Origin of the sequence: Ruegeria sp., from assembly GCF_965221235.1 — a bacterium.
Taxonomy (GTDB): Bacteria; Pseudomonadota; Alphaproteobacteria; order Rhodobacterales; family Rhodobacteraceae; genus Ruegeria.
The window spans coordinates 3,375,498-3,401,342 of record NZ_CBDCRS010000004.1 but is presented as its reverse complement, the minus strand read 5'-3'; the positions used below and the strand labels follow the sequence as shown (position 1 = coordinate 3,401,342).

General features: G+C 56.9%; 24 protein-coding genes and 2 pseudogenes. 13 read left to right on the top strand and 13 right to left on the bottom strand.

The features are described 5' to 3' along the window. Positions 1-5: 5 nt before the first annotated feature. From pstB to ACOQOY_RS20215, 8 genes are all read right to left on the bottom strand, one after another. Complete coding sequence (gene pstB, locus ACOQOY_RS20250; RefSeq protein ID WP_420587117.1) at positions 6-803, bottom strand: phosphate ABC transporter ATP-binding protein PstB; 798 nt, start codon at positions 801-803, stop codon at positions 6-8. A 12-nt stretch (positions 804-815) separates the two neighbouring features. Then, positions 816-2,147 (bottom strand): phosphate ABC transporter permease PstA, encoded by a 1,332-nt coding sequence (gene pstA, locus ACOQOY_RS20245; protein WP_420587116.1) that lies wholly within the window; start codon positions 2,145-2,147, stop codon positions 816-818. After that, complete coding sequence (gene pstC / locus ACOQOY_RS20240; RefSeq protein ID WP_420587115.1) at positions 2,144-3,616, bottom strand: phosphate ABC transporter permease subunit PstC; 1,473 nt, start codon at positions 3,614-3,616, stop codon at positions 2,144-2,146. Before pstC ends, pstA begins: the two co-directional genes overlap by 4 nt. Positions 3,617-3,709: 93 nt before the next feature. Then, positions 3,710-4,750 carry a substrate-binding domain-containing protein gene (locus tag ACOQOY_RS20235; protein WP_420587114.1) on the bottom strand — a complete coding sequence of 347 codons (1,041 nt, stop codon included), beginning with the start codon at positions 4,748-4,750 and terminating at the stop codon, positions 3,710-3,712. A 185-nt stretch (positions 4,751-4,935) separates the two neighbouring features. Further along, on the bottom strand, positions 4,936-5,982 hold the full coding sequence (locus tag ACOQOY_RS20230; RefSeq protein WP_420587113.1) for a sensor histidine kinase: 1,047 nt from the start codon (positions 5,980-5,982) through the stop codon (positions 4,936-4,938). A 22-nt stretch (positions 5,983-6,004) separates the two neighbouring features. Further along, complete coding sequence (locus ACOQOY_RS20225) at positions 6,005-6,529, bottom strand: gamma carbonic anhydrase family protein (protein WP_420587112.1); 525 nt, start codon at positions 6,527-6,529, stop codon at positions 6,005-6,007. Then, on the bottom strand, positions 6,526-7,167 hold the full coding sequence (gene gmk / locus ACOQOY_RS20220) for a guanylate kinase (RefSeq protein ID WP_420587111.1): 642 nt from the start codon (positions 7,165-7,167) through the stop codon (positions 6,526-6,528). Before gmk ends, ACOQOY_RS20225 begins: the two co-directional genes overlap by 4 nt. 17 nt (positions 7,168-7,184) lie before the next feature. Beyond that, positions 7,185-8,075, bottom strand: a complete 891-nt coding sequence (locus ACOQOY_RS20215) for a YicC/YloC family endoribonuclease (protein WP_420587110.1) — start codon at positions 8,073-8,075, stop codon at positions 7,185-7,187. Between the two features lie 233 nt (positions 8,076-8,308). Between ACOQOY_RS20215 and ACOQOY_RS20210 the strand changes: the two genes are divergently transcribed. Continuing rightward, a complete protein-coding gene (locus ACOQOY_RS20210; protein ID WP_420587109.1) occupies positions 8,309-8,983 on the top strand; it encodes a PAS domain-containing protein in 675 nt (224 codons plus the stop codon). A gap of 51 nt (positions 8,984-9,034) precedes the next feature. On the opposite strand, the gene ACOQOY_RS20205 is transcribed toward ACOQOY_RS20210, so the two are convergent. After that, positions 9,035-10,405, bottom strand: coding sequence for a class II 3-deoxy-7-phosphoheptulonate synthase (locus tag ACOQOY_RS20205; protein WP_420587108.1), 1,371 nt, complete (start codon positions 10,403-10,405; stop codon positions 9,035-9,037). Between the two features lie 169 nt (positions 10,406-10,574). Here ACOQOY_RS20205 and ACOQOY_RS20200 point away from each other — a divergent pair, with 169 nt between their 5' ends. Next, the gene (locus ACOQOY_RS20200; protein ID WP_420587107.1) at positions 10,575-11,579 is read left to right on the top strand and encodes a GlxA family transcriptional regulator; all 1,005 of its coding nucleotides are present in this window, start codon (positions 10,575-10,577) and stop codon (positions 11,577-11,579) included. Positions 11,580-11,582: 3 nt separating this feature from the next. On the opposite strand, the gene ACOQOY_RS20195 is transcribed toward ACOQOY_RS20200, so the two are convergent. Beyond that, on the bottom strand, positions 11,583-12,680 hold the full coding sequence (locus ACOQOY_RS20195) for a PQQ-dependent sugar dehydrogenase (protein ID WP_420587106.1): 1,098 nt from the start codon (positions 12,678-12,680) through the stop codon (positions 11,583-11,585). 144 nt (positions 12,681-12,824) lie between these two features. Here ACOQOY_RS20195 and ACOQOY_RS20190 point away from each other — a divergent pair. After that, a pseudogene (locus tag ACOQOY_RS20190) lies at positions 12,825-12,980 on the top strand (branched-chain amino acid ABC transporter substrate-binding protein); the annotation flags it as partial. Positions 12,981-12,997: 17 nt separating this feature from the next. Here ACOQOY_RS20190 and ACOQOY_RS20185 read toward each other — a convergent pair. After that, on the bottom strand, positions 12,998-13,828 hold the full coding sequence (locus ACOQOY_RS20185; protein WP_420583494.1) for an IS5 family transposase: 831 nt from the start codon (positions 13,826-13,828) through the stop codon (positions 12,998-13,000). 74 nt (positions 13,829-13,902) lie between these two features. Between ACOQOY_RS20185 and ACOQOY_RS20180 the strand changes: the two are divergent. The 7 genes and pseudogenes from ACOQOY_RS20180 to ACOQOY_RS20150 form a co-directional block, all read left to right on the top strand. After that, a pseudogene (locus ACOQOY_RS20180) lies at positions 13,903-14,934 on the top strand (ABC transporter substrate-binding protein); the annotation flags it as partial. A 125-nt stretch (positions 14,935-15,059) separates the two neighbouring features. Then, the gene (locus ACOQOY_RS20175) at positions 15,060-15,848 is read left to right on the top strand and encodes an ABC transporter ATP-binding protein (RefSeq protein WP_420587105.1); all 789 of its coding nucleotides are present in this window, start codon (positions 15,060-15,062) and stop codon (positions 15,846-15,848) included. A gap of 108 nt (positions 15,849-15,956) precedes the next feature. After that, positions 15,957-16,670, top strand: coding sequence for an ABC transporter ATP-binding protein (locus ACOQOY_RS20170; RefSeq protein ID WP_420587104.1), 714 nt, complete (start codon positions 15,957-15,959; stop codon positions 16,668-16,670). A gap of 2 nt (positions 16,671-16,672) precedes the next feature. After that, a complete protein-coding gene (locus tag ACOQOY_RS20165) occupies positions 16,673-17,197 on the top strand; it encodes a hypothetical protein (RefSeq protein WP_420587103.1) in 525 nt (174 codons plus the stop codon). 449 nt (positions 17,198-17,646) lie between these two features. After that, a complete protein-coding gene (locus ACOQOY_RS20160; RefSeq protein WP_420587102.1) occupies positions 17,647-17,976 on the top strand; it encodes a hypothetical protein in 330 nt (109 codons plus the stop codon). 216 nt (positions 17,977-18,192) lie between these two features. Beyond that, positions 18,193-18,546 carry a hypothetical protein gene (locus ACOQOY_RS20155; RefSeq protein WP_420587101.1) on the top strand — a complete coding sequence of 118 codons (354 nt, stop codon included), beginning with the start codon at positions 18,193-18,195 and terminating at the stop codon, positions 18,544-18,546. Between the two features lie 69 nt (positions 18,547-18,615). Then, positions 18,616-19,803 (top strand): IS701 family transposase, encoded by a 1,188-nt coding sequence (locus ACOQOY_RS20150; protein ID WP_420583698.1) that lies wholly within the window; start codon positions 18,616-18,618, stop codon positions 19,801-19,803. A gap of 212 nt (positions 19,804-20,015) precedes the next feature. On the opposite strand, the gene ACOQOY_RS20145 is transcribed toward ACOQOY_RS20150, so the two are convergent. After that, positions 20,016-20,974 (bottom strand): IS630 family transposase gene (locus ACOQOY_RS20145; RefSeq protein WP_420583699.1). Its coding sequence is split into 2 segments (ribosomal slippage): positions 20,016-20,630 and positions 20,633-20,974, totalling 957 coding nucleotides; the frame shifts between segments, so codons are not numbered across the junction. A gap of 188 nt (positions 20,975-21,162) precedes the next feature. Here ACOQOY_RS20145 and ACOQOY_RS20140 point away from each other — a divergent pair. The 3 genes from ACOQOY_RS20140 (at position 21,163) to ACOQOY_RS20130 (ending at position 23,926) form a co-directional block, all read left to right on the top strand. After that, positions 21,163-22,173 carry a branched-chain amino acid ABC transporter permease gene (locus tag ACOQOY_RS20140; RefSeq protein ID WP_420587100.1) on the top strand — a complete coding sequence of 337 codons (1,011 nt, stop codon included), beginning with the start codon at positions 21,163-21,165 and terminating at the stop codon, positions 22,171-22,173. Further along, positions 22,170-23,483, top strand: coding sequence for a branched-chain amino acid ABC transporter permease (locus ACOQOY_RS20135; protein WP_420587099.1), 1,314 nt, complete (start codon positions 22,170-22,172; stop codon positions 23,481-23,483). The genes ACOQOY_RS20140 and ACOQOY_RS20135 overlap by 4 nt, the downstream gene beginning before the upstream one ends. Positions 23,484-23,671: 188 nt before the next feature. Beyond that, positions 23,672-23,926 (top strand): hypothetical protein, encoded by a 255-nt coding sequence (locus ACOQOY_RS20130; RefSeq protein WP_420587098.1) that lies wholly within the window; start codon positions 23,672-23,674, stop codon positions 23,924-23,926. A gap of 45 nt (positions 23,927-23,971) precedes the next feature. Here the strand turns inward: ACOQOY_RS20130 and ACOQOY_RS20125 are convergent, their stop codons facing one another. Beyond that, positions 23,972-25,513, bottom strand: coding sequence for a helicase HerA-like domain-containing protein (locus ACOQOY_RS20125; protein WP_420587097.1), 1,542 nt, complete (start codon positions 25,511-25,513; stop codon positions 23,972-23,974). Between the last annotated feature and the right edge of the window lie 332 nt (positions 25,514-25,845).

The following is a 25,845-nucleotide window of genomic DNA, read 5'->3' as shown; positions in this document are numbered from 1 at the left end:
TGTGTTCAGCCGATCCGGCCGGTAATGTAGCTTTCGGTGCGCGGGTCTTCGGGGTTGGTGAAAATCTGGCCGGTTTCACCGAATTCAACCAGATTGCCCAGATGGAAGAACGCCGTTTTCTGACTGACCCGCGCGGCCTGTTGCATCGAGTGGGTCACGATCACCACCGAATAGCGCGAGCGCAGTTCGTCGATCAGTTCCTCGACCTGAGCGGTAGCGATCGGGTCAAGCGCCGAACATGGTTCGTCCATCAGCAGAACCTCGGGTTCGGTTGCAACGGCACGCGCAATGCACAGACGCTGTTGCTGTCCGCCCGACAGACCGGTGCCCGGCGCATCCAGACGGTCTTTGACCTCATCCCAAATCGCGCCGCGACGCAGGGATTTCTCAACGATTTCATCCAGTTCTGCCTTGTTCTTGGCAAGACCGTGGATACGCGGGCCATAGGCCACGTTGTCATAGATCGACTTAGGGAACGGGTTCGGCTTCTGGAACACCATCCCCACCTTGGCACGCAGCTGAACCGGGTCGACACGCTTGTCATAGATGTCTTCACCGTCCAGCAGGATGTCGCCCTGCACCCGGCAGATGTCGATCGTGTCGTTCATCCGGTTCAGGCAGCGCAGAAAGGTCGACTTACCGCAGCCCGACGGGCCGATGAAAGCCGTGACTTTCTTGTCTTCGATCTCAACATCAACGTCCTTGATGGCATGAGTGTCGCCGTAGAATACCTGAACATTCTTGGCGTTGATTTTGATTTCTTTGGAGTCCACGGCTCTCTCCACTCGTGTCATGTCGTTCATAGTAGCCCCCTTTTACCAGCGGCGTTCAAAGCGGCGGCGCAGGATGATTGCGATGATATTCATGGTCAGCAGGAACATCAAAAGGATGATAATGCCGCCCCAGGCTTTTTCATAAAAACCAACATCGGCGCGTGCAGCCCAGGTGTAGATCTGTGCAGGCATGGCCGAGTTTGCCTCGGTAAATCCGGCAAGAAATCCGTCGGGATAGCCGCGGGCTACAAAGCCCACCATCCCGATCAGCAGCAGCGGAGCAGTTTCCCCCAGCGCCTGCGCCAGACCGATGATGGTGCCGGTCAGGATACCGGGCGCGGCCAGCGGCAGAACATGGTGAAACACCGCCTGCATTTTCGAGGCCCCTACCCCAAGTGCCGCGTCCCGGATCGACGGCGGAACCGCCTTCAGAGATGCGCGGGTCGAGATGATGATTGTTGGCAACGTCATCAGCGTCAGCACCAGACCACCAACCAGTGGGGCCGATTGCGGCAGGTGCATGAACTGGATGAATACGGCCAGGCCAAGGATACCGAACACAATGGACGGCACAGCGGCCAGATTCGAGATGTTCACCTCAATCAAGTCCGTGAACTTGTTTTGCGGCGCGAATTCTTCGAGATAGATCGACGCGGCGACACCGATGGGCAGCGACAGGCACAGAACCACCAGCATCATAAAAAACGAGCCCACAACCGAGGCACCGATACCTGCGCCACCGGGGTTATCCACGCCCGAATCCGCACCTGTGATGAACGGCCAGTTGAAGGCTTGCTTGATGATGCCTGCCTCTTTCAGCGCGTCGACCAAATCCAGATCGCTGAGTTGCAGAAAGCGGCTGTCCTGTAGTGTATCGCGCGAGACACGCCCTTTGAAATATCCGTCCACACGGCTTGAGGCAGCCAGATCAAATTCAATCGGCTCGCCCAGCTTGTCCGGGTTCTCGGCATAGAACGTGCGGATCGTGCCGCCGACTTTACCCAAAAGCCGTTCGATGGCGGCTTCGTCGAAATCAACTTCGATCCCGCTATCGGTCAGTTCCTTGTTCAATGCGGCGATGAACAGATTGGAATAGGCTTTGGTCTTGAACAACGTGCCTTCTGCTTCGTCGCGCTGCGCCGGGCTGAGGGTAAACTCAACGCTGACCACAGTGCGCTGAAAAGCGGGAATGCCCTGCGACAGGATCGAGGCGAACAGGATGATCAGGAACAAAAGTCCGGTCGCAATTGCGACGATTCCATAGGCCCGAAAACGTTTCTCAGCATTGGCGCGCTTTTTCGTGCGCGCGTCGGTGGCTGTCAGGGAAACTGCGTGGCGGCCCGTTTCGGGGCTTTGCATGCTGGCGTCGGTCATTCGTACTGCTCCCGATACTTACGCACGATGTACAGGGCGAAGACGTTCAGCCCCAGCGTTAGGATGAAAAGGGTCATGCCAAGGGCAAAGGCCACGAGGGCCTCAGGCGAGGCGAAGTCGGCGTCGCCGGTCAACTGGCTTACGATCTTGGCGGTAACGGTGGTCATAGCCTCGAAGGGGTTCAGGCTCAGCCGGGCTGCGGCCCCTGCCCCCAGCACCACGATCATGGTCTCACCAATGGCACGCGACGCGGCCAGCAGGATTGCACCCACGATCCCAGGCAGAGCAGCAGGCAGAACCACCTGACGGATGGTCTCGGATTGCGTGGCACCCAACCCATAAGAGCCATCACGCATCGCCTGCGGTACAGCGTTGATGATGTCGTCGGACAGCGACGAGACGAACGGGATGAGCATAATGCCCATGACCAGACCGGCGGTCATCACGGCAGTACCGGCCTTCATCCAGCCCAGACCGTTATCTCCGAACACGTCCAGCAGTAACGGGCCGACAGTCAGCAGCGCAAACAGGCCGTAAACGATGGTGGGGATACCAGCCAGAACCTCAAGCAATGGTTTGGCAATCGAGCGCACCCGAGGCGAGGCATATTCACTGAGGTAAATCGCGGCAAAAAGCCCGATGGGGACCGCGACCAGCAGCGCCACGACCGAGATATAAAGCGTGCCCCACAACAGTGGGATGATTCCCAGATCGGACGCACCGCCACGGCCCGAGAAACTGGGTGCCCAGGTGGTGCCAAAAAAGAACTCGGACGCGGGGTAGAGCTTGAAGAACTCCCACGTGTTGAAGACCAGCGACAGGACAATGCCGATTGTCGTCAGGATCGCGATGGAGGCTGCGGCCAGAAGAAGAACGCGAATGCCCTGCTCGACCACGTTGCGGGCGCGGTATTCGGAATGTGTCTGAAACCAGCTGAACGCCGCTCCGGCCAATGCCACAAGGATTACGGCAACAGTCATGACCGAATACCCGGCCGCATTCATGACCCGATAGCTCTGTGCGGCTCGCAGCACCGGCTGCGTGATGTCCGAAGTCACGACCTGTCCGGCCTCTTTCAGGCGCGCGGTGATATCGGTGACATCGGCGCGGGCGTTCTGGGCGACGCCTTCGCTGATCACACCCGCCGCCACAGCGTTGTCCAGACCCGTTGCGGTGCGGCGTACCTCAGCCATGACCAGGCTACGGGACGATCCGTCTTTGATCGCCGAGTCCGGGATCGTTCCCGACACCTGAGAATTCACGTAAAACGGTTGCGCCAGTAGCCAGATAACCAGCAACCCAAACGCGGGAACAACTGTCTTCAGAGCTACGTTTGCGCCATAAAACGAAGGCAACGAATGGAGGTTTCGACTGTCACCTCCGGCACTTTTCAAGGCGCGCATCCGCCCTGACACATAACCGACTGCGGCGATCGCAAGTACGATCAGAATAAGCCAAAGTATCGGCATGTTACCCCCGTTTGGTCTTGGTTGGGAATTGCGTGAAACAAGTGTGGGGGCGGCACGTTGCGCCGCCCCCGGTCATTCAGCCCAAAAGCGGGATTAGCTGCCCGAACCCATGGTGACTTCGTTTGCGATGGCGTCCTGAGTCTTTGCCAGCTCAGGGTCAGCAACCAGGCCATAGTTGGCCAGCGGGCCGGAACCACCTGCGATTTCGTCATGGGTGAAGAACTGAGCGTATTCTTTCAGGCCGGGGATCACGCCGATATGCGCTTTCTTGACGTAGAAGAACAGCGGGCGCGAAACAGGGTATTCACCCGACGCGATGGTCTCGGTCGACGGAGCAACGCCGCCCATAGTGGCCACTTTCAGCTTGTCGGTGTTGTTCTCATAGAACGCCAGACCAAACACGCCGATGCCGTTCGGGTTGGTGTCGATGCGGGCCAGAGTTTCGGTGTAGTCGCCGTCGATGTCGACCGATTTGCCGTCGGTGCGTACGTCCAGGCATGCGTCTTCAGCGTCATCTTCGCTCATGCCGCCTGCGACCATGGCTTCCATGGCGCCGGTTGCTTCACAACCTGCCAGCAGAACTTTGTCTTCGAACACTTCACGGGTGCCGTGCTTGGTGCCGGGGATGAACATTGCGATCTCAACGTCCGGCAGGTCGGCGTTGAACTCGACCCAGCTGTTAAAGCTGTTGTCGACCAGCGCGCCATCTTTCATGACCTTGGAACCGATGGCGTTGTAGATGTCGGCAGGCTGGAACGCGGTGAAGGCCGGGCCCGACTGCTGGCTTGCAAATACGATGCCGTCATAACCAATGCGGACTTCCATGATGTCGGTCACGCCGTTTTCGGCACAGGCTTTGATCTCTTTTTCGCGGATGGCGCGCGATGCGTTTGCAACGTCGATGGTGTTTTCGCCAACACCTTCACAGAAACGCTTCAGGCCAGCCGAGGAACCGCCGGATTCAACAACAGGAGTCGGGAAGTCGGTGTTTTCACCAAACAGTTCCGCAACGATCGAGGCGTAGGGCAGCACGGTCGACGAACCAGCAACCTGAACGTTGTCACGCGCAGCAGCGGTGGTTGCCGAGACGGCAGCGATAGCCAGCGCAGAAGCCGACAGTTTTACAAAGGACATCTCAGTCTCCTTGAGAAAAGTAGAATTTGATCACCCCCATGATGATCTTGGGCGCACCTCTACGGGTCCTGCGTAAGCCTTTTGTGACAGGTTTGTAACAGCTTTATGACAGTCGAAGAGAAATCAGGTTTCCGTAACGCAAAGCTGCCATGCATTGTTTACATATCGTTCGCGCCGCTGCCCCGCTAAAGCGGGAGAATAACTGTAAAAGTAGTCCCCTTGCCCAGATCACTTTCAACGCGCAGCCGTCCACGGTGGCGGTTTATGATGTGTTTCACAATCGCCAAACCCAAACCGGTTCCACCCAGTTGCCGCGATCTGTGGCTGTCGGCGCGATAGAATCGCTCAGTCAGGCGCGGCAGGTGAACCGAGTCGATTCCTGGCCCTTTGTCGATGATCTGCACCCGAACCGCGGGCCCACGCATGGCGGTATCCCGCTCTGAGGACTGCACACGGACCTCAACGCTACCTCCGCTGCCGCCGTACTTGATCCCGTTCTCGATCAGGTTGGTGAACACCTGACGCAACTGATCACTGTCACCAGTCAATGAAACCGGTCCTTCCGGTACAGCCAGAGTGAGTTCCACCTTGGCGTCTTTGGCCAGCGGAGCCAGCGTGTTGAGGGTCGATTCCAGAAGGCCCGTTAGTTCCAGTTTTTCTTTCGGCCGGACACGCTCTTCGCTTTCGACACGGTTCAGTGACAATAGATCGCCGACCAGCCGGTTCATTCGGTTGGCCTCATCCGTCATGATCTGAAGGAATCGTTCCCGCGCGGCGGCATCCTCACGCGCAGGGCCGCGCAGTGTTTCGATGAACCCCATCAGGGCCGTCAGGGGCGTTCTCAGTTCGTGGCTGACATTGGCTACAAAGTCGCGACGCATCTGACTGGCCTGTTCAACATGCGTAATGTCCTGAAAGGTCGCCAGCACCGCACCGCCCTGCACTGCACCGACACCGGTCATGTACCGAAACTCAACCTCAAAGGTCGTATCCTGCGCGCCGTCATTTGACAGATGGCGGGTCTTGGCCGGACCCTTGTTGCGCAGGCTCTGCTCCATCGCGTCTATGACCTGAGGTTGCCTGAGGATCGTCGCAAAATGCCGGTCGACGATATTTTGCCCTAACAGAGTTTTCGCGTCAGTATTGGCCGCGATGATCCGTTCCGTCTGGTCGACCATCAAAGCCGGCATCGGAATGGCCGAGACAAATTCGGCAAGCAGGACGTCTGGCATTTTCTTGATCTTTCCCGGCGCGTCAGGAGACGGGTTTCATCTGATCCCGGAACCTGCGCATGTTTTCCTGATAATGCAGCGCGCTCAACGTGATCCTTTGCGCGGCCGCCTCATCCAGTTGACGCACAACCTTACCCGGCGATCCCATGACCAGCGAATTGTCGGGAATTTCCTTGTTTTCCGTAATCAAGGCCCCTGCCCCAATCAGACAGTTCTTTCCGATCTTTGCCCCGTTCAGAACAATCGCACCCATCCCGATCAGAGTATTGTCCCCAATCGTACAGCCGTGCAGCATCACTTTATGCCCAATCGTGCAATTCTTACCGATGGTCAGAGGGTATCCGGCATCGATATGCATCACGCAGTTTTCCTGCACATTGCTGCCCTCGCCCACCCGGATCTCTTCATGATCGGCGCGGATCGTGCAGCCAAACCAGACCGAGGCCCCCTGCTCCAGCACCACCTTGCCGACCAGATTCGCATCGGGCGCGACCCATGTATCCTCGTGAATTTGCGGAGCGTGATCTCCCAGGGCGTAGATGGTCATGACAGGCCCTCGAATTCATTTTGCAGAGTGCGGACATGGTTTTGCAGGCTGGGCTGCTGGATACGGCGCATCCGCTCGGCGCTAACGATGGTTTTCAGCTTTTCTTCGGTGGCATCCAGATCGTCGTTCACCAGCACATAGTCGTAATAGCCCCAGTGGCTGATCTCGTCCCAGCTTTTCAGCATCCGTTTAGCGATCACGTCTTCGCTGTCTTGACCACGGGTTTCCAGACGCCGGCGCAGTTCAGGAATCGAAGGCGGCAGAATGAAAATCGACAGTGCATGTTTACCCAGATCCGAGTTGCGGATCTGCACCTCGCCCTGCCAATCCACGTCGAACAGCACGTCCCGACCGGCATTGATCGACTCGCGCACCGGACCCGCTGGTGATCCATAGAAGTTGCCGAAGACGTGGGCGTGTTCCAGCATTTGTCCCTCGGCGACCTGCTGCTTGAACTCATCCTCGGACAAGAAGTAGTACTCGCGCCCATGCTCTTCACCCGGACGCGGCGCGCGGGTCGTGGCCGAGATCGAGAATTCCAAACCGTCATCCCAGGCCATCAGCCGTCGGGCCAGAGTGGATTTCCCTGCGCCCGAAGGCGAAGACAGGATGATAAGTAGCCCGCGGCGGTCTGCCATGTCAGTCGTTCCCATGTTCATTCGATATTCTGCACCTGCTCGCGCATCTGGTCTATTACGGCCTTCAACTCAAGCCCTACCGATGTCAGATCGGCGCTTTGGGCTTTGGAACACAGCGTATTGGCCTCACGGTTGAACTCCTGCATCAGAAAATCCAGCTTGCGGCCCACTGCGGCGTCCTGTGACAACAGATCCCGCGCGGCAACCACATGCGCTTTCAGGCGGTCGATTTCTTCGGTGATATCCGATTTGACCGCGATCAGCGCCAGTTCCTGCGCCACGCGATCCGGGTCCGCGCCCTGTGCGTTGTCCAATACCCGTGCAAGGGTATCACGCAGCGCATCTGCGGTTTTGTCTTTGCGCTGTTCCGCCAAAACGGCGGCCTGTTCGGTCAGTTCAGCAACCTGTTTGAGCTGCCCATCGAGAATTTCCGACAGCGCCTGCCCTTCGGATTCGCGCATTTCGACAAAAGCGGCCAGGAGTTCAGCAAACTCATGGGTCAACTGCTCAACCAGCGGTGCCGGATCATCCACGTCACTGCCCGCCTCAAGCATACCTTTCAGCGCGATGAGGTCGGCCGCCGCGGACGGCGCAAGCGCGACGCCCTTTGCCTCGGCCAGCTCTTGTGTGCGGGCCAAGGCGGTCAGCGCTGCGACCATTGCGGTTTCGTTCAGCACCAGATCGGGTGCGGTTTCCTCTCGGCTGAGCCGCAAGGACAGCGTGACATTGCCCCGGCTCAGCGCCTTGGACATCTGCCCCCGCAGCGCGGCCTCAAGGCCGGTCAGCCATTCAGGCATACGCAGGCGCATGTCCAATCCCTTGCCGTTGACGCTGCGCAGCTCCCACGTCCAGCTATGAGGCCCAAACGCCCCCTTGCCCGAGGCGAAACCGGTCATGGATCTGATCATTCTGGCTGTCCCTGTCTGCTCGTCTGCCGCACCTAAAGCCATCGGCGGGCGCAGGGCAAGAGTTTGCTGAGTTTGCGTATTGGCCTTGGAAGTTAACCATTCGTTAAAGAATTCCTCCAAAATTGAATTAACCCGTGTCAATCTGACCTCAGCCGGGGACTGGTCCAGAGTTGATCGTCCCGATGTCTGGCATTTTAGGAAAATGACGGTCGACTGACGCTAGGGTGATGAAAATGAAAACCTTTTTCGGGAACGGTACCGGGTCAAATTTTGGAAAGATCGTCGCAATGGATCGTTTTGACAGTGGGCGCAGCCTCTCGCCCATCCGGCAGGCCGAGGCGTATTGGACAGCGTTGCTGAACGGCGACGGCGTACCCATGCGCGCTCAGGTCGATCCGCGCGGGCTTGAGAACATTCTGGAATACACTTTCATCCTTGAACGTATCGCCCCCGGACTGGCCCGGTTCCGTCTGGCCGGAAGTCACCTGAACAAGCTGGCGGGAATGGAGGTGCGCGGCATGCCCCTGACCGCCTTTTTCGAACCCAGTGCGCGCAAGCAGGTCTCGGACGTTCTGGAGCAGGTGTTTGCGCAACCTGCCATTGCCGAGATTGGATTGGCCTCGGCGGGGAAATTGGGGCGTACGCAATTACAGGCGCGCATGATTCTGCTGCCTTTGAAAAGCGATCTTGGCGATGTCAGTCGCATTCTGGGAGTTATGGTGAGTGACGGCGCGATCGGCGCGACCCCCAGACGCTTTACAATCCCCGATACACGGCTGCGCGCGGTGGCCGAGGTTCAGGCTGCGCATAGGAAAACCCAACCCACTGTGGCTGAGTTTGCGGAAGATCAAGCCGAGTTCAAGCGCCCCGGCTCGCATCTGAGGTTGGTGTCGTCCCGCGACGACTGACACAAAAAAGGCGGGTCAGAGCCCGCCTTTTCTATTTGGTTTTACACCGGATCAGCTGACGGCACGTTTGCTGCCATTACGGCGCAGGTTGGTCAGTTCTTCCGCAACAAGGAAGGCCAGCTCCAGCGATTGCGATGCGTTCAGACGCGGGTCGCAAGCCGTGTGGTAGCGATCTGACAGATCCTCTTCGGTCACGGCGCGCACACCGCCGGTGCATTCGGTCACGTCCAGACCGGTCATCTCGAAATGCACACCGCCGGGGATGGTGCCCTCGGCCTGATGAACACCAAAGAAGTCACGCACCTCACGCAGAACCGAATCGAACGGGCGGGTTTTGTAGCCCGTGGCCGATTTGATGGTATTGCCGTGCATCGGGTCGCAGACCCAGGTGACATTGGCGCCCTCTTCTTTCACAGCCTTGACCAGACGCGGCAGATGCTCGCCCGCTTTACCCGCGCCGAAGCGCGCGATCAGGGTCAGGCGACCCTCTTCGTTTTCGGGGTTCAGCTTGGCCATCAGAACCTTCAGGTCTTCGGCAGTGGTCGTCGGACCACATTTCAGACCAATCGGGTTCTGAACACCGCGGCAGAATTCCACATGTGCACCATCGGGCTGACGGGTACGGTCGCCGATCCAGATCATGTGACCCGAGCCTGCCAACCAGTTGCCCGATGTCGAGTCCAGACGCGTCAGCGCCTCTTCATACTCCAGCAACAGACCTTCGTGGCTGGTGTAGAATTCGACGGTCGAGAACTCATGCGTGGTTTCCGCCGTAATCCCGGCCGCGCCCATAAAGTCGATCGAGTCCTGAATGCGGTCAGCAATCTCGGAATATTTCTGCACGTCCTGTTCATCGGTGAAGCCCAAGGTCCAGGAATGCACGCGGGTCATATCCGCGAAACCGCCGGTCGAGAAAGCGCGCAGCAGGTTCAAGGTCGCGGCTGCCTGTGTGTAGGCCTGCAACATCTTCTGAGGATTCGGTATCCGCGCCTCGGGCGTGAACGCCAGTTCGTTGATAATGTCACCACGGTAGCTGGGCAGCTCAACACCATCCACCACCTCGGTCGGGGCGCTGCGGGGTTTGGCAAACTGGCCCGCCATACGGCCAACTTTGACCACGGGCACCTTGGCACCGTAGGTCAGTACCATCGCCATTTGCAGCATCACCTTGAACGTATCGCGGATCGCGTCCGCGCTGAATTGTTCAAAGCTTTCAGCACAATCCCCACCCTGCAACAGGAAAGCCTCGCCGCGACCAGCAGCAGCCAAATGTTGCTTCAGACGCCGCGCTTCGCCCGCAAAGACCAGCGGGGGATACTGCGAAAGCTGAGCCTCGACCTTGGCCAGCGCGGCCGCGTCGGTATAGTCTGGCATCTGAACCCGGGGCTTGTTGCGCCAGTTCGTTTTTTGCCATTCAGTCATAGCTTTGATCTCCGCTGAAGTATTCAGGTGGTCTCTATACAAAATGCATTGAAGAGTGACCATATGCGATTTGGGCCTCTTGACGCAGCAAACAAGCTTTGGTCATGGTGGCTGCCAAATCTGACGCCGGACACAATGTCGCCGGGCGCCGAATCAAGGACACCTCGCCATGCAAGAGCAACGCCAAGTTGTCACGGTGGAAGACGCTGCGGCCAGCCCCCGCAATTTTGTTTTTGTGCTTTTGGACAAGTTTTCGCTGCTGTCTTTCGCCTCGGCGCTGGACAGTCTGCGTATTGCCAACCGAATGGCCGACAAGACGCTGTATACGTGGACCCTTGTCGGCGAAGGCGGTGAGATAGTTAGCTGCTCGGCGGGTACGACGTTCCAGTTGGATTCGGATCTGGTCGAACTTCAACGCGATGATGTCGTAATGATTTGTGGCGGTGTCGACGTGCAGGCAGCGACGACCAAAAAGGTGCTGAACTGGGTCCGGCGAGAGGCCCGGCGGGGTCTGCGTATCGGCGGTTTGTGTACCGCCGCTTACACACTGGCCAAGGCTGGTTTGATGGACGGCAAACGCGCTACTATCCATTGGGAAAACTCTGACAGCTTTGTTGAAGAATTCGATGAGGTGGAACTGACGAAATCGGTTTTTCAGGTTGATGGCAACCGAATGACCACTGCGGGCGGTACGTCTTCGATCGACTTGATGCTCAAGATCATCGCCGACGATTTTGGCGAAGACCTTGCGAACGCCGTGGCCGATCAGATGATCTATTCCTCGATACGCACCGATCAGGATACACAGCGCCTATCGACGCCCACCCGGATCGGCGTGCGACATCCCAAGCTGAGTCAGGTCATCCTGATGATGGAGAAAAACATCGAAGAGCCGATTTCTCCGTCGATACTGGCCAAAGAGGTCGGCATGTCGACCCGCCAGCTCGAGCGCCTCTTCCGCCGTTATCTCAGCCGGTCACCCAAGCGCTATTATATGGAGTTGCGTCTGCACAAGGCGCGAAATCTACTGATGCAGACGGATATGAGCGTCATCAACGTGGCGCTGGCCTGTGGCTTTGCCAGCCCTTCGCATTTCTCGAAATGCTACCGGGCGCATTACAACACGACCCCGTATCGGGAACGTGGCGCGCAAAGCGGGCGTTTGTCGGTCTGAGGCTCAGCTGTCCGGAATCATCCTGTAAACCGCGCCTTGCCCCACCGAGATGAACCAGATGGCCCCGTCCGAGGCTTCGACAATGTCCCGAACACGCTCAGTCTCTGGGCCTTTGATCTGCTCAACCTCACGCAGGGGCGAACCCGCAAGCCGGGCAATATAGTCGAATTTCAGAGAACCGACAAAAATGTCGCCCTTCCACTGGGGCCACAGCTTGCCGGAATAGACCATTAACCCCGAGGGCGCGATGGACGGGTCCCAGTAGTGCTCGGGCTGCTCCATGCCGGGTTTTGAGTTCCCTTCTCCGATCTTTTGGCCGGAGTAATGGACACCATATGAAATCACGGGCCAGCCATAGTTCAGACCGGGCTGAACGAGATTGACCTCATCTCCACCGCGCGCGCCATGTTCTGACACCCACAAATTGCCGCGCGCGTCCAGCCCGGCCCCCTGCGGGTTGCGATGACCATAAGACCATAACTCGGGGCGTATCCCTTCTTGCCCCAGAAAAGGATTGTCCGCAGGGACAGAGCCATCCCGGTTCACCCGTATCACGGACCCCATATGATTCGACCGGTCCTGCGCTGAGGGTCGGTCGCCACGGTCTCCGATCGTCACGAACAGAGTGCCGTCTTCGGCCTCGACAACGCGCGATCCGAAATGGCGGCCTGTATCGCCGCCTGGCACGGCCTCGAATATCACGCGGAGGTTCGTCAGGCGGGTGCCGTTTTCAGACAGGCGCGCGACGGACAGCGCTGTTCCGGCACCGTTTGATTGCGGTTTCGAAAAGGTCAGAAAAACTTCGCGGCTCTGCGCAAAGTCACGGGCGATGGTGACATCAAGCAACCCTCCCTGCCCGTTCGCTGCCACTTTGGGCAGACCGGAAACGTGCTTCGCCTTGCCACCCTGAACATACAGCAACTCTCCGTCACGTTCTGTCACCAGAAAACTCTGATCCGGCAGGATACCTACGGCCCATGGGGTATCCAGCCCTGAGATCACCTGTGTCACTTGCACAGGGCCAGAAGACGTTTGCAGGACATCCGCGTTTCCACCCGTCGCGCAGACGGTCAAGGCAAGAATGGCGGCCAATCTCAGCATATTGCTCTCCGGTTGCAGTGTCGCGCTATCAAACAGTTAGAGCAGCCGGGTCAAAAAACACAATTCCGTTAGGACTTTTCTTTTCTGAGTGGCTTGCCTAGGGTCGTGTCCAGAACGAAGACGTTCAAAACAGGGAGTAACCATATGAAAAAGCTGCTGACTGCTACCGCAGCAACCGCACTGCTGGCCGGAACCGCAATGGCGGAAGATGTGAAACTGGGCGTTTTGCTCGGCTTTACCGGCCCAATTGAATCGCTGGCCCCTGCAATGGGGTCCGGTGCCGAGCTTGCAATAGCTGAGAGCCTGAATCTAAAGTTTTACGTTGCATAGCAGTGCCTTGCCAGTCTGCGTGTCAGGAGGCGGATATTGGCAACGAGCGCCCAGGCTGTTGAGCTTTCGATTGTGCGTTCCCAGTCTTTGGCCAACCGTCGACACCTTCCCAGCCATGCAAAAGTGCGCTCAACGACCCATCGCTTGGGCAGAAGAACGAAGCCTTTTGCCTTGTTAGGTCGCTTGACTATTTCCAGTGTCCACTCATCACCCATGGCTTGTCGGAGCTTATCCCCCGCATACCCACCATCGGCGAAAATATGGCGCAAACAAGGGAATTTTTTGCCGACCGCTTTGAGCAGATCGGGAGCGCCGTCACGGTCCTGGATGTTGGCGGCATGAACGATGATAATCAGCAGAAGCCCAAGGACGTCCGTCACAATATGACGCTTGCGCCCCTTGGTCTTTTTGCCGGCGTCATATCCGCAAATGCCTCCACTTTCTGTAGTTTTCACACTTTGGCTATCAATCACACCCGCCGTAGGCTCGGCAGCGCGGCCCTCCAATTCACGAGCGGCAGCAACCAGCAAATCACTCATTGCCGCCAGCAAGCCCGCGTTCCGCCAATTATAGAAATATCCCTGTACAGTCGTCATGGGAGGAAAGTCTGTCGGCAAAGCGCGCCACTGGCAGCCTGTCGATCCGATGTAGAAAATCGCATTCATCACTTCCCGCATATCCGTCGTTCGAGGACGACCGCCAGACCGTGCCGGTGGAATCATTGGCTCGACCAGCGACCATTCATCGTCTGACATGTCACTTGGATAGCGGTCCGTTTTGCGTGTATGTTGAGCGCGAGCGATATCATTCCAGGGCATCTGATCCTCCGTTTGCCAGCAAAATTCAGAGAATCATAACCCGATGATATCCTTCAACTACTTTTCGGTCAGGCTCTGAAGTCACCGAATCCGGCAAACTTCTGGATGGTACCACGGTCACTGCGTCACGCGCTGACACCGGCTGTATCGACAACGGTCTGGCCACCTCGAACGGCGAACGCATGATCGCGGATGGCGTCGCGGGGATTATCGGTGGGGATTGCTCGGGCGTGACCGGTGCGATCCTGCAAAACGTCGCGATTCCAAACGGCATGGTCATGATCTCGCCGTCGGCGACCTCGCCCGGCTTGTCGACCATGGAAGACAACGGCCTGTTCTTCCGCACCGCTCCGTCGGATGCGCGTGAAGGTCAGGTGATGGCGGACATTCTGAATGATCGCGGCATCAGCTCGATTGCTCTGACCTACACCAACAACGACTATGGCAAAGGTCTGGCAGACGCGATCCAGTCGTCATTCGAAGCGGCGGGCGGTGAAGTGACCATCGTTGCCGCACACGAAGACGGCAAAGCTGATTACTCGGCTGAAGTCGGCGCGCTGGCATCGGCTGGTGGCGATATTCTGGTCGTTGCGGGCTATCTGGACCAGGGTGGTCTGGGCATTATCCAGTCGGCTCTGGACAGCGGTGCCTTTGATACGTTCGGCCTGCCGGGCGGCATGATCGGTGACTCGCTGCCTGAGAACGTCGGTCCTGACCTGAACGGCTCGTTTGGTCAGATCGCCGGTTCGGGTGGTGAAGGCGCTGAAAAGTACTTTGCGATGGCCGAAGCCGCTGGTTTTGATGGTTCGTCGCCCTACTCGCCTGAGTCTTATGACGCTGCTGCGCTATTCATGCTGGCTATGCAGGCAGCGGGTTCGACAAACCCCGCAGACTACGGCGCGAAAATCATGGACGTCGCCAACGAACCGGGTGAGAAAATCTATCCCGGTGAACTGGCTAAGGGACTGGAGTTGCTGGCAGCGGGTCAGGACATCGACTATGTCGGCGCATCGGGCGTTGAGCTGATCGGCCCCGGTGAAAGCGCAGGTTCCTATCGCGAGATCGAAGTGACCGACGGCGAAAACAAAACCGTTAACTTCCGCTAATCTGGCGAAGAAGGTTACACGAATAAGCAGCCCGGGCCTTGAGTCCGGGCTGTTTCAATGAAAAAGGTCGCACCCAGTTCATAGGGACAGGACAATATCGCCTTAAACGGCGGCTAGGGGAAAAGATGATCGTCGTCGAGGACGTGCACAAGCATTTCGGTGGTTTTCACGCGGTGGATGGTGCATCGCTGGAAATCCAAAAAGGCTCGATTACGGGTCTGATCGGGCCGAACGGGGCCGGTAAGACCACTTTGTTCAATGTGATCGCCGGTGTATTGCCGCCAACAAGCGGCAGGGTGTTCATGGATGGTGAAGATATCACCGGCCTGCCCCCGCACGATCTGTTCCACAAGGGCCTGCTACGAACGTTCCAGATTGCGCATGAGTTCTCATCAATGACATGCCGCGAGAACCTGATGATGGTCCCCGGATCGCAATCAGGTGAATCACTGTGGAACACTTGGTTCGGCCGCAAGCGCATTGCAGACGAAGAGCGCGCGCTGAAAGCCAAGGCCGATGAAGTGCTGGAGTTTCTGACCACCGAACATCTAGCCGATCACAAGGCCGGTCAGGTCTCGGGCGGGCAGAAGAAACTGCTGGAGCTTGGTCGGACCATGATGGTCGACGCAAAGATCGTGTTTCTGGACGAAGTTGGTGCGGGTGTGAACCGCACCCTGCTGATGACAATCGCCGACACGATCCTGCGCCTGAACAAAGAGCGCGGCTATACGTTTGTCGTGATCGAGCATGACATGGATTTCATCGGCAAGATCTGCGACCCGGTCATTTGTATGGCCGAAGGCAAGGTACTGGCCGAGGGAACTCTGGACGAGATCAAGGCCAATGAGCATGTGATAGAGGCTTATCTTGGCACCGGGCTGAAGAACAAAGACAAGCTGGAGGCCGGAAGATGAGTTCCGTGATCCAGTTGAGCGCCTTCGGCGCGCTTGAATGTTTCGGTCGGGGGCTTTGCCCCCAAAACCCCCGAGGTATTTTTGGCCAGATGAACAAGGAATCCCTGTATGGCTGAGCCCTTTCTGATCGGCGACACAATGACTGGCGGCTATGGCAAAGGGCCGGACATTCTGCATGACTGCACCATTGCCGTTGATCGCGGTGAGATCGCAGTGATTGTAGGCCCGAACGGTGCCGGGAAATCCACTGCGATGAAGGCCGTGTTTGGGATGCTGGACGTTCGCGCGGGATCGGTGCGTCTGGACGGTGAAGACATTACCACTCTTTCGCCTCAGGATCGCGTCAACAAAGGCATGGGTTTCGTGCCGCAGACGCAGAATATTTTCACTTCAATGACGGTGGAAGAGAACCTTGAGATGGGTGCCTTCATCCGGCGTGACGATATCAGCCAGACGATGGAGCAGGTGTATGACTTGTTCCCCATCCTGCGCGACAAGCGCAGCCAGGCCGCCGGAGAATTGTCTGGCGGTCAACGTCAACAGGTAGCCGTGGGTCGAGCGCTGATGACTCAGCCAAAGGTGCTGATGCTGGATGAACCCACCGCCGGAGTATCACCTATTGTGATGGACGAATTGTTTGACCGGATTATCGAGGTTTCGCGTACCGGGCTGCCGATCCTGATGGTCGAACAGAATGCCCGTCAGGCGTTGGAGATCGCTGACAAAGGGTATGTTCTGGTGCAGGGGCGGAATGCCTATAGCGGAACGGGCAAGGAGTTGCTGGCCGATCCTGAGGTGCGTAAGAGTTTCCTGGGGGGGTGAAGATGTTTAACTCATTTTGGGCGTTGGGGTTCTCATTGATCCCAGTTTCGGCAGCAGCCTACTCGGGCCCATTTAGCTACCTGGAAAAACTTGACTGCGTAATTACCGAGAAATGCGATTTCCAGAAACTATGTGAAAAAACAAATGAGCAAACCGAAATCATTATCTCACAACTTGTGTACGAAGAACCGTTCTCAATCGAATACTCCGGCCAGCCTTGGGAACTCGTGAAAGATGTTGAGTCTGTCGCTTGGATCGACTTCGCACATCCGACGATCCGAGTTCCGCTTCCTGTTTGGTACCAACTTGAAGCCCAGCAAGAAGTTGGAGATCCTATTGAGTTTCGTTTGGATGATTGGCTGTCTGGCTCTCAAGTATCTCCTTACGACTCCCATGAGTTAGCGTTTGTCTTGCTGGAAGAAAAATCTGATATTTCAGGTAAATTGCATATCAAAGTCTGCGAAAAGAAATTCCAAGACATCACTCGGTATCGAACATACGAAGTTCTCTGCCCATTGAGCCAGTAGGTGCAATCCATTTCCTCAACGCCTTTGTGGCGCTTCGCAATTTCATCTTGCTCATGGAAGTGGCTACTTAATGCGCCTTTGGAATTCGCAACAGATTGACTTTTGTTTCATCAGCGTTAAGCCAATTTAACTTCGGCTGCCTCAAGCCAGATGCTTTCGAAGACGATAAGATACTTTCTCCACGAAGACTTCAGTTAAACAGAAACTCTTCGCACACCTGGCTCACGTTTTCTTTGCCGTCGCAAATGATGATGAGCCGCGTAATCATTGTCGCAACCATAATTGATCCCGGCCACCGCACGAATGCCACCAATCGGCTGTAATCCGGTCACAATCTCCCCCTAACGCGGCTGCTCAGAAGATCCCCCCAACACCTGCTGGCCCAAGGGTACACGCGCGGCGCAAAGGGTCTTTTGAACCAGAACAAAATATTCAATCAGGACAAGAACATGAAGAAATGGATCTATGCGGCGGCGGCTTCACTGCTGGCGACAATTGCAGTGGCGGAAGAGCGCCATTTTGTTTGTGTCTCGGATCGTGACGGCAGCGAGGTCCGCCTCAACAGAGATGCCAACGGTGACAAGGGAAGCATCGCAACGGCAAAGGTTTCGGGAAGTGCAACGGTATTTAAAGGCGTCGGAAGCATGACGTTCCTTCATATCGAAAATCAGGATGTCATGACGTTTGTCGTACACTTTGACAGCATGACCTACGATCTTTCGGTCCAGGGGCCTCATGCAGGAAATGATCACGGAACCTGTCAGGAAGTCGCCGCCTGACACAAACGGTCTTTGTTGCCGCACGGTTACGGAAAGAGCAATCTTTCACGTTAAATCAACAGGATGTGAGGGGGTGCCTGTACCTCTTCACCATCCAAAATCTCTGGCTAGGTATGGGATAACAGGCCGGGCAACCGGCGACTGTGATCTGAAAATACATCGCTTGGCCCCAGAGATTTTCTGCACTGGGCGAGCAGAACCAAATAAGGCACCCGTATGAAAAATCTGATCGCATTGACACTGACCTTCGGCCTTCCATCCCTTGGCTTTGCCGCCAGCCCCGGGCCTCTTGACGGTGCTGATTTCGTGGTAACATGCGTTTCGGACCATAACGGCGGTGCTGTTACTCTGGCCAGATCAGGCGCCACTGATGCCGGTTTCATCGTTACAGATTCGATCCGCGGAGAGGCCAAGATCCTCTCCGGCATCAATTCGTTGACCTTTCTTCACATCATGGACGGAGATGTCGTGACCTTTGTGGTCGATTTTGACGATCTGAGTTACGATATGGCGGTCAAAGGACAACATGCAGCTCATGATCGCGGGACCTGCGACGAGCCGAGCAGCTAATACTACAGTTGCGCATTGACTTGATCTCTGATTCATTACTGGTGATCTGGTAATTGGGAGGTTTTGGAGATGGCGGTTTCGGTCTGGAGGGAAACGCTTGTTGACTGGCGCAAGTCTCTGGAAGAATTGAAGTCTTTTGTTGCCCCGGCCTTCCGGCGTATTGAACAGCGCCGGACAGCGGGTGCCTTCATAGACGGCTTGCTGTCGGGGGCTGAACGCAAGACGGGCTGGATGCTTTCGGAAGAAGCCGGTTTTGACAAGCCGTATCGGATACAGTCGCTGCTGGGGCGCTCTTCCTGGTCCGCCGATGCGCTGTGTGACCTTGTTCGCAAATATGCCGTTGACATTCTTGGCGATCCTGAAGGTGTTCTTGTTGTGGACGAGACCGGTTTTTTGAAGAAGGGCGAGCATTCGGTTGGGGTTGCCCGACAGTATTCGGGTACAGCGGGGCGGGTAGAGAACTGTCAGATCGGGGTATTTGCCGCTTATGCGAGCCGCTGGGGTCATGCGCTGATCGATCGGCAACTCTATCTGCCGAAGGCGTGGGCGGAGGATCCGGATCGCCGTGCCAAAGCTCATGTCCCGCAGGAGGTGGGATTTGCCACCAAGCCGCAGATGGCTCGCGCGATGGTTTCCCGTCTCCTTGATGAAGGTGTCCCCTGCGCCTTTGTGCTGGCCGATGCTGTTTACGGGTCCGACAGCGGGTTCCGGCGCATGCTGGAGCAGCGCGGGCAGTCCTATGTATTGGCGGTGAAGTCCACGCATACACTGCGTCTTGTCGAAGACGATCACCTCATCCAGACCGATCCCGCCACCCTGACCGGAGAACTGGGCCCCGAAGCCTGGCGACCTCTTGCCGCCGGAGAGGGCGCGAAAGGACCGCGCCTTTACGAGTGGGCGCGTCTGCCCATCGGTAAACAGACCAAAGACGGGTTTATCAAATGGGTTCTGGCGCGCAGGAGCCGTCATGATCGCGCTTCCATAGCCTATTACTTCGCTTATGCGCCCGCCAATACCACCTTGGCGGAACTGGCCGCTGCGGCCGGGCTGCGCTGGACTATTGAAGAGTGTTTTCTCAGGGCAAAGGATGATCTGGGCCTGGACCATTGCGAGGCCCGGTCCTGGCATGGCTGGCACCGGCATATGAGCCTTGTGATGGCCACCGCCGCATTTCTGGCAAAGCTCAGCGCGGACCAGCGCCGCAATGCATTCGGGAAAGTGAACAAAACGAGTCCGGCAACGGGCCGCAGCGCATAGGCTTTCTGCGAACCGAGATATATACTACGCCAAGCTTTCTTTCGACCGTTGAAATCCTCAGATTGATCGCGCGCCTCATTCTCCCAACGCCCCCTTCTGACGCCTTCATTCTCGGATGGTCCCTCTGGCGAAGAACACATCAGGCCGCTGCTGCCAGAGCCCATCGAAAGTCCCGCCTCAATGCGCAACTGTAGTACTAAAGCCTTTCGAGATTAGTTTGCAACATATCCTGCGGCCTTGAAGTAGTTCCAGCACTCTGTTGGATCGTAGAGATCGCAGATTGATCCGATAGCCTCGAAGACTTCGGTGAAGGTTCTCGCCCCGATCCGTCTCAAATGGGCTTTCAGTTTTGAGAAAGCTAGTTCGATGGGGTTCAGGTCGGGCGAGTATGGTGGCAGGTAGAGAAACCAACATCCATGGTCACGCAGGGCCTGTGCTGCCTCTTTGTTCCGGTGCGTGGCTAGGTTGTCGAGGATGACGACAGTGCCGGGCGCTATTTCCTTGACGAGGACTTCTCGGATGTAGGCGGCGAATGCCGGGCCATCCATTGCGCCCTTGATGACCCACGGCGCGATCAACGCGTCCTGAGTCAGCCCCGCGATCAGCGTCTGTGTACCCCAACTGCCAAACGGCGCGTCCATGGTCAGCCGTTCTCCTTGAGGTGCCCAGCCACGGAGCCGGGTGAGGTTCGTCTTTACCGCCGTTTCGTCGATGAACACCACGCGGTCCGGCATTCGGGCGATGGCTGGCGAACGATAAGCAGACCAATCGTCGCGCTGTCGTCTTACCTTGGCGCGACGGCGTTCGGTGGCCACCAGCGACTTTTTTTGTGAGTGAAGCCAAGGCGCTTCAACAATCCGGCAATGGCCGAATGATGAACAGTGATCCCCACAGCATCGGCAAGCGCATCGCGCAACTCGAAAAGGGTAATGTCGGGGTCTTGAGCTAACAACTCGCGGAAGAACCCGACATGGGGTGCCAACTTTCCGCTGCCCGGTGGACGCCCCATCGGGGCAATTTGGGCCGCGCCAGACGCGTGTATCTGGCGTCTCCAACGCGCACCGGTCGCGGCGGACACCTGAAGACGGCGCGACGCCTCCCTCCCTGACAGCCCTTCTTCGATCAAGCGCGCAAAACGATCTCGTAGTTCCTTTGGCAACGGTGCTGGCATATTCCTGATCCTCCCAAAAAGGGTGAATCACAAATCAAACCTCAGGGGAACCCTGCCGATTCAAACTTTGCTCGAAAAGCTTTAACGACCCCAAAAACTTACTGCAATCCGGGAAAAAGGGGCACAACTTGTTGTGTCCCTTCCTTTCGTCGTGCCATAAGGTCGCACCCGGACAGTGAGAAGAATTCATGGACTTACTCAACGCGCTGGTTGCGCTAGCGAATTTTGTATTGGTGCCTGCTATCGCCTATGGCAGTCAGTTGGCGCTGGGCGCACTTGGGGTGACGTTGATATACGGCATCCTGCGGTTTTCCAACTTCGCCCATGGCGATACGATGGCCTTTGGCGCGATGATCGCTGTGTTGCTGACATGGGGGCTTCAGGCCGCTGGGATCAGCTTCGGGCCGTTGCCGACCGCCTTGCTGGCCCTGCCCTTCGCCATTCTGGGCTGTATCCTGCTGGTGCTCATCACCGACCGACTGGTCTATCGCTTTTATCGTGAACAAAAGGCCAAGCCCGTCATTCTGGTGATCGTGTCTATGGGCGTGATGTTCATCATGAACGGGCTGGTACGCTTTATCATCGGGCCGGATGATCAACGCTTTTCCGATGGTGCGCGTTTCATCATATCCGCGCGGGATTTCAAAGCCATGACCGGACTGCGTGAGGGGCTGGCAATCAAGACCTCTCAGGGCCTTACCGTGATCGTGGCCGTTATCGCCGTGGTTCTTCTGTTCTGGTTCCTCAACAAGACACGCACCGGCAAGTCAATGCGCGCCTATTCCGACAATGAGGATCTGGCCCTGCTCTCCGGTATCAACCCCGAGCGTGTGGTCATGATTACCTGGATCATTGTCGCGGCCCTCGCGACCACGGCTGGTGTACTGTACGGGCTGGACAAGAGCTTTAAACCCTTCGTCTACTTCCAGCTTTTGCTGCCGATCTTCGCATCGGCCATTGTGGGCGGGCTCGGCAATCCGCTGGGCGCCATTGCTGGCGGGTTCGTAATCGCCTTTTCCGAGGTAACAATTACCTATGCGTGGAAGAAAGTGTTGACCTACATCGCGCCAGAGAGCCTTGCCCCATCGGGATTGGTGCAGTTCCTGTCCACAGATTACAAATTCGCCGTCAGCTTTGTCATCCTGCTGATCGTTCTTCTGTTTAAACCGACAGGTCTGTTCAAGGGGAAAGCGGTATGACTGAGACCGTCAAAAATACACTGCTATTCGTTGTTGTAGGCTGCCTGATCCTGCTGACCGGATTTACGCAAAGCTGGAACGCCGCCATCCTGATCCTGAACATGGGGCTGATCTCGGCCATCATGGCAATTGGAGTAAACCTTCAATGGGGCTTTGCCGGTCTCTTTAATGTCGGGGTCATGGGCTTTGTCGCGTTGGGCGGTCTTGCAGTTGTGCTGATCTCGACTCCGCCAACGCCGGGAGCCTGGTCAGCAGGCGGTTATGGCATTGTGCTGGCGTTGCTTTTAGGCGCAGCAACCGTTGTGGCGGCGGTTCTGGTGGCGCAGAAAATGCCTAAGGGCCGTGTGCAGACCGTGACAATAATCGCCGTTCTGATCGTCGGATTCTTCCTCTACCGCACTGTGTTCGACCCCAATGTCGCCGGAGTCGAAGCTATTGATCCTGCGATCGCGGGCAATCTTGGTGGCCTCAACCTGCCTGTTCTTTTGGCCTGGCCCGCGGGAGGATTGCTGGCTGCCGGTGCGGCTTGGCTGATCGGTAAAACCGCTTTGGGCCTGCGTTCGGATTATCTTGCGATTGCGACGCTCGGGATCGCTGAGATCATTATCGCCGTCATGAAGAATGAGGACTGGCTGGCCCGCGGGGTCAAGAATGTCTACGGCATCCCTCGCCCCGCTCCGGTTGTCGGGTATGAGGTTGAGTTGCAGCAGGACCCGAGTTTCCTTGCCCGCGCGGAATGGCTTGGGCTGGATCCGGTCACAGCGTCGACCTTGTCCGTCAAACTCGGATACTCCCTGCTGTTCCTGATCGTCTTGCTGGCGTTGCTCTGGATGGCTCAGATGGCACTGCGCAGCCCTTGGGGCCGAATGATGCGCGCCATTCGAGACAATGAGGTCGCCGCTGAGGCGATGGGCAAGGATGTCACCCGCCGCCACCTGCAAATTTTTGTTCTGGGCTCGGCCATCTGCGGGATCGCAGGTGCCATGATGACTACGCTGGACGGGCAATTGACACCCAGCGCCTATCAGCCGTTGCGGTTTACGTTTCTGGTCTGGGTGATGGTGATCGTCGGCGGCTCGGGCAATAATTTCGGCGCAGTGTTGGGGGCGTTTTTGATCTGGTTCCTGTGGGTTCAGGTCGAACCCATCGGTCTGTGGCTGATGAACCTGATCACAGCCGGGTTGCCTGATGGAAGCGCGCTCAAGGCGCATCTGATCGGAAGCGCAGCCCATATGCGTCTGTTCACCATGGGCCTGATCCTGCTTATTGTTCTCAGATTCAGTCCAAGAGGACTTATTCCCGAGAAATAGTTCAAATACGGGGAATTTTCGGAAACCGCGCCTCATATTGGGCGCGGTTTCTTGATTCATGAACGGAACCTTAATAGACGGTATTACCGATGGACAAAAAACCACCAGAATGCGGGTCGCCTTTACGGTAAATTAGTCAATCGACCGTGATATTAGTGACAGCCCCTCGAAAGAAAAAAAGACACCACATGAAAACTTCGCTCGTTCCGAAAATCCTGCTGCTGCCAGTTGTTATCAGCCTCGCCGCATGTATCCCCTCGCCCGAAGACCTTGAGACCGAGCCGGTCAAGGTTCAGACCCCAAAGGGTCAAGTGACCTGTCAGCTGTACCGTCATGACCGGGTGACCTGGGACCGCGCCATCAACTTCCCTGCCGACAAAATGTCCGTACCCGAAGCTGATGCCTATTGCCGTCAGGAAGGTCAGCGTCGTCTGAAATCATAACGCATCAGGTGCCGGGGCGTTGTTCTACGCCCCGGCGCTCGTCGTTTATCTGTTCCGAAACAGTCCGCCCAGAATTCCGCGCACGATGCGCCGGCCTGTGGTGCCTTTCAGCTCTTTGATGACAGCCTCGCTCATGGCCGTGGCAAAAGTGTCTTTCTGCCGCGTCGCACGCGAGGATGACCGCCCGACCCTGCTGCCAGAATACCGGCGCGCGGTCGCGAATTCGCGCTCTGCCACAGTCTGGGATTCTTCCTGTTCTTCCGCTTCAGCCGCTGCTTGTGCCGCAGCATCGGCGCGTGCTTGCAGGATTTCGAAGGCCGATTTTCGATCAATCAACTTGCCGTATTTGACCTGCATTGCAGAACTATCAATCACCGCCTGACGCTCAGCCGCGGTGATCGGCCCAAGCTGAGATCCCGGCGGCCGGATCAAAGTGCGCTCAACAATCCCCGGAACGCCCTTTTTTTGCAGCATCGAGGTAACGGCTTCACCCACGCCGACCTCTCGGATTGCGGCTTCGGTGTCGAATGCAGGGTTTTCGCGATAGGTCTCCGCCGCCAGTCGCAGGTTTTTGCGATCCCGGGCGGTAAAGGCGCGCAGGGCGTGCTGCACCCGGTTGCCCAACTGCCCCAGAATATCCTCTGGGATGTCAGCCGGGTTCTGTGAGATGAAATAAACACCCACCCCTTTGGAACGGATCAACCGCGCGACCTGTTCCACCTTGTCTACCAGAACCTTGGGCGCGTCCTCGAACAGCAAATGTGCCTCGTCGAAGAAAAACACCAGTTTGGGCTTCTCGGGATCACCGACTTCGGGCAGTTCCTCGAACAACTCACTCAGCAACCAAAGCAGGAACGTCGCATAAAGCCGCGGAGAACCCATCAGTTTGTCCGAGGCCAGAATGTTCACCATCCCCTGCCCGCTCGCGTCGGTTCGCATCAGATCGGCCAATTCCAAGGCGGGCTCACCAAACAGGTTCGTCCCCCCCTGATTTTCCAACACCAGCAACCGCCGCTGAATGGCGCCGATCGAAGCAGTAGAAACGTTACCATAGCGCAATGAAAGTTGCGTGCGGTTCTCACCAATCCAAACCAGCAAAGCTTGAAGGTCTTTGAGATCCAGAAGCGGCATGCCTTCTTCGTCCGCCACACGAAAGGCGATGTTCAAAATTCCCTCTTGCGCTTCACTCAGATCCATCAATCGTGATAGCAGCAACGGCCCCATTTCGGATACGGTGGTGCGGACGGGATGCCCCTGTTCGCCAAACAGGTCCCAGAATGTGACCGGACACGCGGCATAGGCGTAATCGGCAAATCCGATACGTTCCGCGCGGTCTTGAAAAGCCTGATGCAGCTTGTGCGTTTCGCTGCCCGGTTTCGCCAACCCGGATAAATCACCTTTGACGTCAGACAGAAATACCGGCACCCCGGCAGCCGAGAACCCTTCGGCCAGAATTTGAAGCGTTACGGTTTTCCCAGTCCCCGTCGCTCCGGCAATCAAACCATGACGGTTTGCGTATTTCAGCGACAGCGTCTGAGGTTGGCCATAGTTTTCACCGCCGCCGCCCAGAAAAATACTCTTGTCCATGTATGTAAGGCCTTAATTTCCACCGATCTGCGCCCAGCATACAAAGTTAACCTTTGACTGCGATAGTCAATTTGCCGCCGTCCCGATGATGAGGGAGGGCGGCAGACTTCCTCCCTGTCGACTGACCGCGCCTTCGGGCGCGGTTTTTTTAAAAGATCAATGGATCTAGCATTAAAAATTCAGGTTAGCAGTTGACCGCTGCGTCTGCCTTTCGTAACGTCTGCGCATAACTAAGTCGGCCAGTCCGACGGGGAGAAAATTTTTGGAAGGGAGCCGCTCCACCGGCTCCCTTTTTCATTGGCAAAAACAAGCAATCTGCCGCCGACTTCCAT

What these genes read in the sequence shown, in the direction of transcription:
- gmk (WP_420587111.1), bottom strand. Translation starts at nt 7,167, where the DNA reads ATGGCAGACCGCCGCGGGCTACTTATCATCCTGTCTTCGCCTTCGGGC.
- ACOQOY_RS20160 (WP_420587102.1), top strand. Translation starts at nt 17,647, where the DNA reads ATGAAGAAATGGATCTATGCGGCGGCGGCTTCACTGCTGGCGACAATT.
- pstC (WP_420587115.1), bottom strand. Translation starts at nt 3,616, where the DNA reads ATGCCGATACTTTGGCTTATTCTGATCGTACTTGCGATCGCCGCAGTC.
- ACOQOY_RS20225 (WP_420587112.1), bottom strand. Translation starts at nt 6,529, where the DNA reads ATGACCATCTACGCCCTGGGAGATCACGCTCCGCAAATTCACGAGGAT.
- ACOQOY_RS20175 (WP_420587105.1), top strand. Translation starts at nt 15,060, where the DNA reads ATGATCGTCGTCGAGGACGTGCACAAGCATTTCGGTGGTTTTCACGCG.
- ACOQOY_RS20205 (WP_420587108.1), bottom strand. Translation starts at nt 10,405, where the DNA reads ATGACTGAATGGCAAAAAACGAACTGGCGCAACAAGCCCCGGGTTCAG.
- ACOQOY_RS20140 (WP_420587100.1), top strand. Translation starts at nt 21,163, where the DNA reads ATGGACTTACTCAACGCGCTGGTTGCGCTAGCGAATTTTGTATTGGTG.
- ACOQOY_RS20210 (WP_420587109.1), top strand. Translation starts at nt 8,309, where the DNA reads ATGAAAACCTTTTTCGGGAACGGTACCGGGTCAAATTTTGGAAAGATC.
- pstA (WP_420587116.1), bottom strand. Translation starts at nt 2,147, where the DNA reads ATGACCGACGCCAGCATGCAAAGCCCCGAAACGGGCCGCCACGCAGTT.
- ACOQOY_RS20150 (WP_420583698.1), top strand. Translation starts at nt 18,616, where the DNA reads ATGGCGGTTTCGGTCTGGAGGGAAACGCTTGTTGACTGGCGCAAGTCT.
- ACOQOY_RS20185 (WP_420583494.1), bottom strand. Translation starts at nt 13,828, where the DNA reads ATGCCCTGGAATGATATCGCTCGCGCTCAACATACACGCAAAACGGAC.
- ACOQOY_RS20155 (WP_420587101.1), top strand. Translation starts at nt 18,193, where the DNA reads ATGAAAAATCTGATCGCATTGACACTGACCTTCGGCCTTCCATCCCTT.
- ACOQOY_RS20125 (WP_420587097.1), bottom strand. Translation starts at nt 25,513, where the DNA reads ATGGACAAGAGTATTTTTCTGGGCGGCGGCGGTGAAAACTATGGCCAA.
- ACOQOY_RS20215 (WP_420587110.1), bottom strand. Translation starts at nt 8,075, where the DNA reads ATGATCAGATCCATGACCGGTTTCGCCTCGGGCAAGGGGGCGTTTGGG.
- pstB (WP_420587117.1), bottom strand. Translation starts at nt 803, where the DNA reads ATGAACGACATGACACGAGTGGAGAGAGCCGTGGACTCCAAAGAAATC.
- ACOQOY_RS20195 (WP_420587106.1), bottom strand. Translation starts at nt 12,680, where the DNA reads ATGCTGAGATTGGCCGCCATTCTTGCCTTGACCGTCTGCGCGACGGGT.
- ACOQOY_RS20170 (WP_420587104.1), top strand. Translation starts at nt 15,957, where the DNA reads ATGGCTGAGCCCTTTCTGATCGGCGACACAATGACTGGCGGCTATGGC.
- ACOQOY_RS20200 (WP_420587107.1), top strand. Translation starts at nt 10,575, where the DNA reads ATGCAAGAGCAACGCCAAGTTGTCACGGTGGAAGACGCTGCGGCCAGC.
- ACOQOY_RS20230 (WP_420587113.1), bottom strand. Translation starts at nt 5,982, where the DNA reads ATGCCAGACGTCCTGCTTGCCGAATTTGTCTCGGCCATTCCGATGCCG.
- ACOQOY_RS20135 (WP_420587099.1), top strand. Translation starts at nt 22,170, where the DNA reads ATGACTGAGACCGTCAAAAATACACTGCTATTCGTTGTTGTAGGCTGC.
- ACOQOY_RS20165 (WP_420587103.1), top strand. Translation starts at nt 16,673, where the DNA reads ATGTTTAACTCATTTTGGGCGTTGGGGTTCTCATTGATCCCAGTTTCG.
- ACOQOY_RS20235 (WP_420587114.1), bottom strand. Translation starts at nt 4,750, where the DNA reads ATGTCCTTTGTAAAACTGTCGGCTTCTGCGCTGGCTATCGCTGCCGTC.
- ACOQOY_RS20130 (WP_420587098.1), top strand. Translation starts at nt 23,672, where the DNA reads ATGAAAACTTCGCTCGTTCCGAAAATCCTGCTGCTGCCAGTTGTTATC.